At 43.0% G+C, this 12,297-nt stretch carries 9 protein-coding genes; 5 read left to right on the top strand and 4 right to left on the bottom strand.

Annotation, left to right across the window (positions count from 1 at the left end; genetic code table 11):
- The first annotated feature begins 41 nt into the window (after positions 1–41).
- From smrB to H8B19_RS01510, 3 genes are all read left to right on the top strand, one after another.
- Complete coding sequence (smrB, locus tag H8B19_RS01500) at positions 42–569, top strand: endonuclease SmrB (protein WP_186505002.1); 528 nt, start codon at positions 42–44, stop codon at positions 567–569.
- Between the two features lie 144 nt (positions 570–713).
- Positions 714–3,587 (top strand): diguanylate cyclase, encoded by a 2,874-nt coding sequence (locus H8B19_RS01505; protein WP_186505003.1) that lies wholly within the window; start codon positions 714–716, stop codon positions 3,585–3,587.
- A 92-nt stretch (positions 3,588–3,679) separates the two neighbouring features.
- Positions 3,680–4,186 (top strand): hypothetical protein, encoded by a 507-nt coding sequence (locus H8B19_RS01510; RefSeq protein ID WP_186505004.1) that lies wholly within the window; start codon positions 3,680–3,682, stop codon positions 4,184–4,186.
- Positions 4,187–4,199: 13 nt separating this feature from the next.
- Here H8B19_RS01510 and H8B19_RS01515 read toward each other — a convergent pair whose 3' ends face one another.
- The 3 genes from H8B19_RS01515 to H8B19_RS01525 all read right to left on the bottom strand — a co-directional run bounded on the left by H8B19_RS01515 (position 4,200) and on the right by H8B19_RS01525 (position 9,708).
- A complete protein-coding gene (locus H8B19_RS01515; RefSeq protein WP_186505180.1) occupies positions 4,200–4,802 on the bottom strand; it encodes a transglycosylase SLT domain-containing protein in 603 nt (200 codons plus the stop codon).
- A gap of 275 nt (positions 4,803–5,077) precedes the next feature.
- Complete coding sequence (gene gshA / locus H8B19_RS01520) at positions 5,078–6,691, bottom strand: glutamate--cysteine ligase (RefSeq protein WP_186505005.1); 1,614 nt, start codon at positions 6,689–6,691, stop codon at positions 5,078–5,080.
- Positions 6,692–6,837: 146 nt separating this feature from the next.
- Entirely contained in the window at positions 6,838–9,708 is a 2,871-nt protein-coding gene (locus H8B19_RS01525; protein WP_186505006.1) for a M16 family metallopeptidase, read from the bottom strand.
- A 163-nt stretch (positions 9,709–9,871) separates the two neighbouring features.
- On the opposite strand from H8B19_RS01525, the gene H8B19_RS01530 reads away from it, so the two are divergent.
- Complete coding sequence (locus H8B19_RS01530) at positions 9,872–10,582, top strand: TIGR01621 family pseudouridine synthase (RefSeq protein ID WP_186505007.1); 711 nt, start codon at positions 9,872–9,874, stop codon at positions 10,580–10,582.
- On the top strand, positions 10,575–11,462 hold the full coding sequence (locus H8B19_RS01535) for a ketopantoate reductase family protein (protein WP_186505008.1): 888 nt from the start codon (positions 10,575–10,577) through the stop codon (positions 11,460–11,462). Before H8B19_RS01530 ends, H8B19_RS01535 begins: the two co-directional genes overlap by 8 nt.
- A gap of 7 nt (positions 11,463–11,469) precedes the next feature.
- Here the strand turns inward: H8B19_RS01535 and H8B19_RS01540 are convergent, their stop codons facing one another.
- A complete protein-coding gene (locus H8B19_RS01540; RefSeq protein WP_186505009.1) occupies positions 11,470–12,273 on the bottom strand; it encodes an ion channel in 804 nt (267 codons plus the stop codon).
- Between the last annotated feature and the right edge of the window lie 24 nt (positions 12,274–12,297).

Below are 12,297 nucleotides of genomic sequence, written 5' to 3' on the forward strand. Positions count from 1 at the left end.
ATACGGTCAGTTTCTGTTAATTGCCCTGACTTGCCGTTCAAATGACCAAAAAAACACCTGTTACTGACGATGATTTGGATTTATTTCGCCAGGAAGTGGCAGGGATCAAACCGTTAAAGCAGGACAAAATACAGACTAAGCGCCAACCCATCAAGAAAAAAACCAACTCTATCAACCAGATAGAGCGTCAATCTCAGGCTGAATTTTATTTTTCAGATAATTTCGAAGCCCATTTTGGCCATGATGGTCCGTTAAAATATGTACAGCCCGGTGCAGATAGCCATGAAATAAAACGCCTGCGCCGCGGCGAAATCCCACCCGATTTAATCCTCGATTTGCATGGGTTAACCAAAGCACAAGCTAAACTGGAAGTGGCGGCGTTAATTAGTGCAGCAGTAAAACAACACTGTGAATGTGTGTGTATTGTGCACGGTATCGGCTCACATATCCTTAAACAAATCGTGCCCAGCTGGCTGGTACAACATCCGTCCGTACTGGGGTTCCATCAGGCGCCATTACAATGGGGCGGACAAGGTGCGTTACTGGTGTTGATTGAACATCCTCAGTAACATAATTATCACCTTGAATAACTGGCGAAATCTCTTTCTTTGTATACACTTAGACGCAATATAAAAATAATTTTACTAAAAACACTTTCTTTTTTATGACACGCCATTCGCCACAATACGGTCCACTTGAGGAGCGCAGTTTGCATGCTTGAGATGGGCAGCCATATCGTTAAATTTTTAGTACTGTTCAGTTTGTACTGGGCATTTAGCAATCTAAGCCTGAACTATACGGCAACAGAAAATGTCATTTGTTTGAACTGGGCGCCAATCGGCATCGCACTTGCCTTTCTAATTCGATTTGACATTATACTCTGGCCGGCCGTTTTTCTGGCTAGCCTGTTCAGTAACCTACAACACCTCAACGATAATATTTTATATCCGGTATTACTCGCTGTCGCAGCAACAGCACCGCTTTATTTAGTCAGCTATTTGTTACGTAAACATCACTTCCAACACAAACTATCGCACCTGCGTGACTTCATCTTATTTGGCAACCTGGGGGTGCTGGTATTGTCGCTGTTGTCTGCAGCACTGGGCATAATAGTACTGACTGCATTCTCAACCAATTATGAGTTTTCCATCACAACTATCTTCAGTTGGATTCTGGGTGATATTGCAGGTGTATTGGTTTTCGCCATTCCTATTTTAACCTTCAGTCGTGCCATGCTGACCCATTTAATGAAAGTGGATACCATACTGGCCCTGATCATCATGCTGATATTTGGCATTGACGTGTTGTGGTTTAGCCACAGTGTATACAGTCCTTTATTTATACTTGTACCGTTACTGGCTGTATTCTGGATTGCAATGCGCACAGATTTACCCAGTACGTCATTAGTGATTTTAATGTTTTCATCACTGGCGTGGGCCTCCGGAAAATTTAACTACGGTATATTTACTAATCTACCTGAGCCACTGGTGGGCGTATGGAGTTACATTGTAGGTTTGAGTGTTATTTCACTTGTTACTGCAGTATTTTTTTCCGAATCCCGTCGTTTCGCCAATCAAATGCAATTTTCTATTAGTGCCAGTGATATCGGCACCTGGGACTGGGATTTGACCGCAGATGAATATGAATTTAATGATACCTGGTTCACTATGCTCGGTCATACACCTCAGAGAAAGCGCCACAAAGTCGACATTTTTGAAAAACTAATTCATCCCGATGATTTAGTCCGCTTACAACAATCGATTAATGATTATTTACAGGGCCACACACAACAGTTCAAACATACAATTCGATTAAAACACGCAAATGGTGAGTGGCGAAAAATACTGACCACAGGCTCGATTATTGAACGTGACTTTCACGGAGATGCGGTGCGTGTTTGTGGTACCCATGTAGATGTAACCGAGGAGATTCATACCGAAGAAACCCTGAAGCTGATTAGCCGCGCCAATGATTCAGCCAAAGTTGGCTTAATGATTTTGCATAATCAAACCGGCTACCCAATTAAATATATCAATCATGCCTTTGAGCTAATCAGTGGATATAGTAAACAGGAATTAATTGGTAAACATTATGATTTTTTTACCAAACAAGATGATTTGACCGATGAAATGGCACAGTTATTTGATGCAATCCAGAAACAAACTCCCTACCGTGCCACTTTAAAAAACTATCATAAAAACGGCTATGCTTACTGGGCAAAAGTAATACTCGACCCGGTAAAAAATGACAATGGTCAGGTTAGTCATTTTGTTATCACCCAGCGAGATGTATCCCAGATCCATAAATCCAGACAAGCCATCGCCGAACAAGATGAGCTACTGCGGCAATTATCCAACCAGGTACCGGGGGCAATGTATCAGTTTAAACTTGATGCTCAACTTAATCCGTCATTTTTATATGTTAACGAAGGCATACGACAAATGTTGGGTTTTACCCCCACACAACTGCAACTGGAACCCAACTTAATCTATAACGCTTTTGCCCCCGAAGACTTTAAACGTCTTAAAAACGACTTTTTACAGTCATACCGTTCATTAACTGAGTTACGCAGTCAGTACCGGGTGATCAAACCAAAACAGGGCTGGCGTGAAGTTCATGCCAATCCCAATAAACTTAACGATGGTAGTGTCATCTGGCACTGTTACTTAAGTGATGTTACGGAACGAAAAGGGCTGGAAGATACGTTACGTCAGGTAAATAACAAACTGGAAAATGCGCAGCAGGCAGGTCATATCGGATATTGCGCAATTAACCTGACATCGGGTGATATTGACTGTGCATCGGTGGTGCAGGAACTCTTTGCCCTACCTCAATCGCAACCGCTTTCTCTGGCTAACTGGCTGGCAGCCACACACGAGGACGATATCAATTTACTCAATCGTCAACTCAATCTGGCCCGTGAAAAAGGAGAAATTAATCTGGAACATCGAATCGTGTATAACGACGCGAGTATTCGCTGGCTGCACCTCAGGGCTTCAAGCACAGACAACCCGGATATTTTGGAAGGTACGTTTCAGGATATAACCGAGCGAAAAGAGCTGGAGATCAAGTTCCAGAACCAGGCACTAACCGACGAATTAACCGGTATTGCCAATCGCCGTGCTTTTATGCAGCATCTTGAGCAAGAGTGGAGCCTGTTTAAGCGCCAGATTGACTTATCAGCGTCGGTTATCATTCTTGATATCGACTTTTTCAAGAAATTTAATGACAAACATGGACATGCGACAGGGGATAAAGTGTTATGCCATGTAACCCAGTTGGTAAGCGACAATCTGCGTAAATCAGACGTATTTGGTCGAATGGGTGGAGAGGAATTTGCCATACTGGTACGTGATGCCAGTAAGAAACAGGCAGGAAAGCTGGCGCAAAAGCTATGCACTGCAATTGAACAAACACCGCTGATCATCACCCGCGATGTCAACCTCACCATCACTGCCAGTTTTGGTGTAGCCAGCTTTAGTAAACAGGATAAAGACAGCAGCGACGTTCTCTTTGCAGCCGATCACGCTTTATATCAGGCAAAAGATAATGGGCGTAATTGCGTCAAATTCAGTCAACAAGACTGAATCCAACGTGAACAGCCATGTTGTTATGTCGACAATGTCATTTTAATAACGTAACGTTAAAACTCGAATAAATATGATGGATATATATCTCTATGCGTAAGTCTTACTGGAAAAGCAGTGCCTTCATTGCAGCAATGTTAAATGTGTTTTTAATCTCAGGTGTACAGGCTGATGATAGTAATATGGTCACCATTGAAAACTTTAAACACGAAAATGATGCCACGTTAGAAGTCGCCCAGTTAATGTGTTTTAAACGTCATTTGGCGCCCTACCGTGAGAAAGGCCGCCAAATTGAACCAGGTAAACATAAACTGTGGGTAAGAGCGGTTAATCTCGCCTGGGCTAACAGAACATCAGAGCTAGACCCCGTGGTAAACCGACGCCCTATTGCCGGCGCTTATGCATTAATTGAAGCAGATTTAAAACCGGGTCAACACGTTGCAATTTATCGACTGTTTAAGGATAAGATTGCTTATGTGTGGTTACATGATTTAGATACAGGCCAACCTGCATCAAAGATTATCCCCGCTAAACTCACCAGCCCTTTCGCGTTTTCCAGCCAACGATATGATCGTCAGTGTGCCAAAGGCACGGTGTAATTCAAATTTATAATTAACCAAAAAAGAATCGGTACAACCAGCCATGCTGAAATTCTTCCTCGCAGCTTTTAAGTTGCGAGGAATAAGTAGAGGCCCGGGTGTTTACCTTTTTGGCAACAGCCACTAACCAGCGTTTTTTGTTATAACTCTTACGTTTATATCCGCCCCAGCCCTCGTGATAATTAAGGTACTGAGAATAGGCATCCCACTTAGATACACCATTGATCTTATAAGTTTTGTTAATAAACCAGCCCATAAAATCCATCGCATCTTCAAAATCATTACGTGATGCCCAGTTATTATCCGTTTCGCGGATATAATCACTCCAGGTTGGTGTTTTTGCCTGAGAATAGCCATAGGCAGAACTGACCCTGCCCCAGGGGATTAAACCAAATAATATATAGTCACGCGGAGGTAAAGCGTCCGATTTAAACGAACTCTCCTGATACATCATGGCCATGGGCACATGGATAGGCACTCCCCATTTGGAACGCATATCGGCAGCGGCATCATACCAATCAGGCTTCTCGCGGAAAATTTCGCAGATATTGCTGGTGATTTTTGGCGGAGCCACAGTGCACCCCTGCAATGTGATTATTGCCAATCCAAAGAGCATACAGTTTATGAATGATGACAATTTACGACTTTTTCCCCATTTCATAAAACTGTTCCCATTTTAATGGTAAATTTTCTAAAAATTTTTATTTTACTAAACAACAAGTTAACTACGAAAATCACAAAATACTGTGAAAGTATAAATTTTTTATAAAAAGATTTGAACTTTCCTTTATGGCTCGCGTCTTAATTAACGTATTAGTTATGTGTTTGTGTTTTCCCTGGTCGTTTAGTTAGCCTGACTTTTTAGTCAGGCTTTTTTTTTGCCTGTAAAATTTAACTGGCAACTTCGTTTGGCGTTACGTCAGCAAAATAATCCAATAAAAAATCATCAAAGCTTTGAGTATCTGCAGCCTCAATATCCCGCTGCTGCTGTATTGACGTTTTAGCTAACCCTTGCAAATCTGCAACCGAATAATGACGATATTCAGTTTGAGAGAACTGTTGCTTGTATTCTCCTGACATTTTTAAGGCTAAATGCGCATTGTCCAACTGTTGCTCTTTTAACATGGAGAGTATTTTGGCCGACGGGCAATTTTCTGAATTAACAAATTTGCTCCATTGACGCGCCACAGCTTCACTAAAGCGTTTATGTCCGTGTTGCGCATCCAACAACGCGGCAATTTTATTAAAACCTTCAAACATACTTTTCGCCCATGCCTGCATCGATACTGATTCACCTTCTCTCAACAGTTCAAGACCCGGCTCCCGACCCCGTTCAACCACAGTACGCAGGTTTTGTTCGGTTTCCTGATATTTATCAGTGTTTAACTCTGCCGATGGTGTTAACAGACAATAAAGTAAAAATACATCCAGGAAATAAAACTGCTCACGTTCAATACCAATCGGGCTAAACGGGTTCACATCCAGTGCCCTGACTTCAATATAACTGACACCACGATCCGCTAACGCGTCCGTCGGCTTTTCCAGTGAACGAGTAGGCTGTTTAGGACGAATGGGCGAATACAGTTCATTTTCGATTTGCAGTACATTGGCGTTCAGTTGCTGCCATTGTCCATCAACTTTGCCGTTAAAGCGCGCAAAATGGCTTGATGGTGTGCGGATGGCTTTTCGCAATGAAGCAATGTAATTGTCTAACTGGTTGTAACAAATATATAAACCCGATTGCGCATCGTTGGTATAACCCAAATCACTCATGCGTAATGACGTTGCGTAAGGTAAATAAACCGTACCTTTACCCAAATGTTCAAAAGGCAGGCTTGAGTTTTTACCTTTGATAAAAGATTCACACAAGGCGGGTGATGCCCCAAACAGGTATGGGATCATCCAGCAGAAACGTCGATAATTGCGCACCATGGCAAAATAAGCGGCGGAAATACTGTCGCGGTCTGCAGTTTTCCCCTGTCCTTGCAGCCATAGTTGCCAAAATTCGTCTGACAAGGAAAAGTTAAAATGTACACCTGCTATCGCCTGCATCATGCTGCCGTAGCGATTTTTAAGTCCGCGACGATAGAGGTTTTTCATACGTCCAACGTTGGATGTGCCAAACTCAGCCAGTGGAATTTCATCCTGATGTTTAATAAAACACGGCATGCTCATTGGCCATAACTTTTCATCACCAATATTTTCCAGCACAAATTTATGAATATCCGTTAACTGTGCCATGGTGACATCGGGATCAGTTTCAGCGGGCGTAATAAATTCAAGTAGAGATTCTGAGAAATCGGTGGTGATCAATTCGTGGGTTAAAGCCGAACCCAATGCCTGTGGATGAGGCTGCTGCGATAAACTGCCATTTGGATTTATTCGCAAAGCTTCTCTTTCTATGCCATGTCTGATACCGGTCAGGGTTTTTGCCAGTTCCGGAGAGGAAAATAAATCGAGCTGTTGCTCGAACGTTAAATCAAAATTCGGCAAGGGATATTCCATTTAGTGGGGTTAAACCTGTATGTGGGGTAAAAGCATTTGGATTCAAGATTTACCCGCACAAAAAATTTATCTCAATCTGCATCAAACAGTACAAACGTACAAGTTATCCTATGTTCGCTGAGCTGTTTAATGCAGACACCCAATAATTACATCGTCACGTCTAACATTTCTACAGGCCTGTCAAATTGTTGAAGTTGAGGTAACACTTTTTGTTTATCCCCTACTACCACTATTTGCATTTGAGAGGTTTGCAGTTCTTTTGCCGCCACGGCATTTAGCTCATCACGACCTATGGTTTTGATAATATTAAGTTGCTGTTCTGAAATATTTTTGTCCAGTCCATAACTTAATAACTTATAAATAAAACCAACCTTCTGTCCCGGCGTTTCAAATCGCAACGCATCATTTTGGGTATAAGCAGACTTGGTCATTGCCAATTCCTGTTCGGTCATACCTTCACTTTGATATAGATTGATTTCACCGAGCATTTCTTTCAATGCATCACCAGTATTATCAATTTTTACGCTGGAACCGGCACTGAAACGCCCTAAATATTTGCCACCACTAAAACGGCTCCAGGCACCATAGCTATATCCATGCTCTTCACGTAAGTTCATATTAATACGGCTGTTAAACATTGACCCCAGTGCAAAATTCATCATATTGGCGCGGAAATACTCGCCGGTACCATCGTAAGTTAAGCCATGTTTAAACACACGCAATACTGACTGGGCGGCCCCGGGTTTATCAACCAGATAAATTACCGGTTTTTGCATTGGCGGCATATCACCAATAGCAGGTATATCGTAATCCTCGCCTTGCCAGTTTTTAATAAAATCCAGTTTTTGCAGCAGGCTTTTCTGATCAATCGCACCAACAGCAATCAACATGCCTTTAGTTGGATTGTAATAACGTTGATAAAAGCCTTTTACTTTATCCAGCGTTAAATGGCTCAGTGATTCCAGGGTACCTTCATCTGGCAGAGCAACACGATTTTTATTGCCTAACAGCACTTCCGATACCGCGCGTGATGCCAATGCATCCGCACTGCTTTTCGCATGTTCAATCGATTGAATCTTTTGTTGCATGATGCGATCAAAATCCTGCTGTAAAAACGCCGGATGGAACAGTTTTTCCTGCAATAAAGTCAGCGTTTTATCCAGGTGCTTAGTTAAACTGGATACGCTGATAATGGTATTGCGCCCTGCCGCTGAAAACGAAATCGAGCTGCCAATTAATGCTAGCTGGTTAGACATTTCTTCATTGGAATAACTGGCAGTTGCTTCATTCATCAAATCCGCGGTCATAGCAGCTAACCCCGCATCTTCGCTTGATTCAAGCAAAGGACCGCCCTCGAGCACAATATTAAATGAAATGATCGGTACTTCGTCGGAATCAAATCCGGCAACCACCATGCCGTTATCGAGCTTTTGTTGCCAGAAATCAGGCACTGGTGGCAGTTTGGCCGGGCCAGCCTGTGGCTCAATACTACGGTCAAAATCATCATGAATGACCGGTGCTTTTACGTCGGTCTTAACCGTTTGCAAATCGGCTGGCAAATCACGGCTTTTCATCTCAAATGTGGCTTCATGTGCGGCAAGTTTAGCCATGCCTTTAGGCACAATACTCAGCACTACCGCATGCTGATTTTTAATGTATTTCTGATAAACCCGCATCACATCCTGTGCCGTGACTTTGTTATATCTGTCGATATCGTATTGCGCACGATCGGGCTCGTGGGTAAAGGTTTCATTGGCAGCAAGGGTTGAAACTTTGCCACGCACACTTTGCAGTGCAAAAATTAAACCTGATTCAATTGAGGTTTTAGTACGTTTTAAATCGTCAGGTTGCACACCACGCTCTTCAAACTCAGTTAGTGTTTGCTCGACAATTTTTTGTAAATCGGACAACTGCGATACTTTGGCCGGATTTGCCAGTACTGACAATTCAAACTCACAAGCCAGTTCATCACAGGGATGCCCAGCCCAGGCGTTCACAGCCACACCTTGCTTGACCAGATTTTTATAAAACAGGGAGGTTTTACCACCACCTAAAATATCTGCTAGTACATCCAGTGGCGCTTCGTCTTCATGGCGCGCATAAACGGTTGGGAATGTCATACGCAGTAATGGCAAATGCACTCTGTCTTCAAGCGTGACATAACGGGTTTCATCAAGCTTAACGGGTTGTTTGGCTGGCATGTCAACTTCTGGCCCTCGCGGAATGCTGCCAAAATATTTTTTCACCCATTGCAGTGTTTGTGATACATCAATATCACCACCAATGGTTAACACCGCATTGTTAGGACCATACCAGCGTTTAAAAAAGGCTTTTAAATCATTAACGGTGACACGATCTAAATCTTCAACATAACCAATGGTCTGCCAGGAATAAGGATGTCCCACCGGATATAACGCTTCGGCGCTGCGCTCTTCCATTAACCCATAGGGCTGGTTATCAATGCTTTGGCCACGCTCGTTTTTAACTGTAGCGCGTTGTATTTCAAACTTTTCCTGAGTGACCGCATTTAACAAAAAGCCCATACGATCTGATTCCAGCCATAACATTTTTTCCAGCTGGTTAGAGGGTACAGTTTCGTAATAATTGGTTCTGTCTTTATTGGTGGTGCCGTTCATGCTGCCACCCGCTTCGGTGACAATGCGCATATGCTCATCATCACCCACATGTTCAGATCCCTGAAACATCATATGTTCGTAAAAATGTGCAAAACCTGATTTGCCCACTTCTTCGCGCGCCGAACCGACATGGTAGGTAACATCCACATGTACCATAGGATCAGATTTATCCTGATGTAAAACCAGTGTCAGGCCGTTATCCAGCTTGTATTTGCGATAAGGGATGGACACTTTTCCGGCTTCGGCTTTATGCACATTAACCAGATGGATACCGTCAGGCAAAGCCTGCTGCTGTGTAACAATCGCCTGTTTATTATCAGGCTGACAGCCCATTAAAGAAAAAATACAAACAAGGCTAAGAAGAGTTTTACGCGAATGCATTTCACCATCCTGAGTTTGAAAAACAACAAAAGGCCTAGGTTAGCACTAATCATTTGATAACCAAGCCAAAATTGCACTAATTACCCGAACAAACGTACAATTGGCATATAAAATTGTTTCCAATTGTTTAATCGGCCGCTGTGTTGGTGCGATATAGGATTGCATGTTGACTATTCCGATTGTGCATGAGCACAACGACTTTTTAATCATTAATAAACCTGCTGGTATCGGTGTACATCAGGAAGGTGAAAAGTCCGGCATTATTCCGTTGTTATGTGCTCAGCTTGGGGTAACACAGCTGTGGCTGGTGCATCGTTTAGATACCCTCACCTCAGGTTGTTTGCTTGTGGCCAAAAATGCAGAGGCCGCGGCGACACTCTCGAACCTGTTTAAACAGCGTGAAGTACAAAAATACTATTTGGCTATCACAGATAAAAAACCGAAAAAGAAAATGGGTAGCGTCATTGGCGATATGAAAAAAGCGCGCAGCGCTCAGTGGATGTTAACCAGTACCATTGAAAACCCCGCCATTAGCCAGTTTATGAGCAAAGGTTTGTTTGATGGCAAGCGCCTGATTTTAATCAAACCTCACACAGGTAAAACCCATCAGATCCGCGTCATGCTAAAAAGCCTGTCATCCCCGATTTTAGGTGATGAACTGTATGGCGGAACCTCTGCCGACAGAGCCTATTTACATGCTTTTGCGCTAAAGTTTAACTATCAGGATCAAATTATCACCAGCCAATGTGAGGCTCAATCCGGTAAGCTGTTTATACAAATGCAGCAACAAGAATTACTTGGTGATTTTCAGCACCCGGAGCAACTTAACTGGCCGGCATTAAAACTTAAAAACACGGGTCATCAGCATGGATAAGGTTGTTATTGTTGAGCAAGGTGCGATTGGATCTGTGATTGCCGCCAGGTGTCAACAGCAGGCACAAGCGTTTAAGATCTTCACCCGTCATCAGTCAGCACGCCAGTTAAGCTATCAACATTTGGCATCTGGCGAAACCATAAAGCTAAATCCTGACAAAACTGATAATTTGTCAGACGCACAATTATTAATCGTGCCGCTAAAAACCTTTTATATGACTGAGCTTTTTCAGCGAATTAGGTTGCCCGCGGGTTTACCCATAGTGGTGATCCACAATGGCATGGGAATCACCGAAGCCATTACGCCGCTGTTGCCAAACAACCCGCTTATTGCAGGGGTTACCAACTATGGTTCCTATCGCAAAGATAATGGTGATGTCGTCGAGACAGCGACTGGTCAAATAGAACTGGGCTGGCTAGCGAATGAAGATGAAACTATTCAACAACAAGTGTCGGACTTATTTTCAAACATTCTGCCCCCCTGTATATGGCGACAGGATATTTCGCAAGCACAATGGCATAAGCTCTCGGTCAATGCGGTGATTAATCCGTTAACAGCGATTCATCAGGTCAAAAATGGCGCACTAAACCAAAGCCAGTTTTTACCGGTTATCAGTGAAATTTGTCAGGAAGTAGCCAATGTTATGCTGGGCAATGGCATCATGCAAAAGCCGCTGCAATTATTTGAGCGCATTATGCAGGTTGTCAGTGATACCGCTGAGAATTACTCATCGATGAACCGCGATATTGCCTTTAAACGCCAGACCGAAATCGACTTTATCAACGGCTATATCATTCAGCAGGCGGCAACGTTAGGTATTCAGGTTCCCGCCAATCAGGCGTTATTTGCTCAAATCAAACAATTAGAAAGTCAATTTTAAGGGCGGGTCAATCCGCCCCCTCGGTATCGATATGGATCAGTTTACCGCAGTGTTTGCAGTGAATGGCATCGGCGTCATGACGGTTTAAACCGCATGCCGGACATTCATATTTAACTTTATTAGGACGGAAAATGGTTTGAATCAATCTCAAAAATAACGAGATGCCAAAAATCATTATCAATACTGCCAGAATATGGCCGCTGGTCCCCACCAGCGTAATATCGCCAAAGCCGGTGGTGGTTAACGTGGCGATAGTAAAATACAAGGCATCCACATAATCATTGATCGCTGGATTACTCGATTTTTGACTAACAAACACCACGGCGGTGATCACAAAAATAAACACCGCCAGATTCACCACACTGAACAGAATATCTTCGTTTTGTCTGACAAAACGTGACTGTTCCCGAAATGCTTTTAACATGTGATAGGAACGCAATAAACGCAATGAACGGGCAATACGCAGGAAACTAAAGTTTTCGGCCAGTGATGGCGCCAACAAAGAGAAAATCACGATCAGGTCAGCAAGACCAACCGGATGAAAAAGCTCTTTAATTTTATGCGAGCTAAGCCACATGCGTGCAAGCCACTCAAGCAGATAGACGGCACCAATGATAATTTCCACCCAACGCCAGTCATCCACATGATGTAAAAATGAGGCAGCAATAAAATAGATAATAGTGATGGCATCAAAACCTAACAGGCTCCAGCGAAAGCTTTTGGCGACATTATCTGAACCAAAATAAAGTCGTTTTAGTTGTTGTTTAAAGCCCGCTAAACCTGAGCCGTTTTGTTGTTTTGAATTCGCCATAAATCTCAGCAATGAATAAGCATC

Origin of the sequence: Neptunicella marina (assembly GCF_014270035.1) — a bacterium.
Lineage (GTDB): Bacteria > Pseudomonadota > Gammaproteobacteria > Enterobacterales > Alteromonadaceae > Neptunicella > Neptunicella marina.

Excerpts from the sequence above, each read along its gene's own strand:
- smrB (WP_186505002.1), top strand. The coding sequence starts at position 42 with ATGACCAAAAAAACACCTGTTACTGACGATGATTTGGATTTATTTCGC.
- H8B19_RS01505 (WP_186505003.1), top strand. The coding sequence starts at position 714 with ATGCTTGAGATGGGCAGCCATATCGTTAAATTTTTAGTACTGTTCAGT.
- H8B19_RS01510 (WP_186505004.1), top strand. The coding sequence starts at position 3,680 with ATGCGTAAGTCTTACTGGAAAAGCAGTGCCTTCATTGCAGCAATGTTA.
- H8B19_RS01515 (WP_186505180.1), bottom strand. The coding sequence starts at position 4,802 with ATGCTCTTTGGATTGGCAATAATCACATTGCAGGGGTGCACTGTGGCT.
- gshA (WP_186505005.1), bottom strand. The coding sequence starts at position 6,691 with ATGGAATATCCCTTGCCGAATTTTGATTTAACGTTCGAGCAACAGCTC.
- H8B19_RS01525 (WP_186505006.1), bottom strand. The coding sequence starts at position 9,708 with ATGCATTCGCGTAAAACTCTTCTTAGCCTTGTTTGTATTTTTTCTTTA.
- H8B19_RS01530 (WP_186505007.1), top strand. The coding sequence starts at position 9,872 with ATGTTGACTATTCCGATTGTGCATGAGCACAACGACTTTTTAATCATT.
- H8B19_RS01535 (WP_186505008.1), top strand. The coding sequence starts at position 10,575 with ATGGATAAGGTTGTTATTGTTGAGCAAGGTGCGATTGGATCTGTGATT.
- H8B19_RS01540 (WP_186505009.1), bottom strand. The coding sequence starts at position 12,273 with ATGGCGAATTCAAAACAACAAAACGGCTCAGGTTTAGCGGGCTTTAAA.